This window comes from Domibacillus sp. 8LH (assembly GCF_038806185.1).
Lineage (GTDB): Bacteria > Bacillota > Bacilli > Bacillales > Domibacillaceae > Domibacillus > Domibacillus indicus_A.
Window position 1 is genome coordinate 1 of the sequence record NZ_JAVJNG010000247.1, and the last position, 251, is coordinate 251.

Below are 251 nucleotides of genomic sequence, written 5' to 3' on the forward strand. Positions count from 1 at the left end.
CGCATACACTGTGGTACAGATTGGAGTCCTAATTTACAAGACGATTAAGAGCGGAGGTAAGACATGACGCAGATGGACTTAGAGAAGTTCCTTTTGATGCTGGACACTGAACGTGCACGACTCATGCTGCAAGACCTGCGGGATGACACGAAGCGTTCGCCACAGCTTTACAACGCCATCGAGAAGCTTCTGGCCCGTCACAACTTTGTGCTGAGCAAGGTGTCTGTAGACGAGAAGCAGCTGGCTGACAT

General features: G+C 50.6%; 1 protein-coding gene. It reads left to right on the forward strand.

Annotation, left to right across the window (positions count from 1 at the left end):
* Positions 1-63: 63 nt before the first annotated feature.
* A partial coding sequence (locus RG959_RS24590) for a hypothetical protein (protein ID WP_342799345.1) occupies positions 64-251 on the forward strand: 188 nt, incomplete at its 3' end.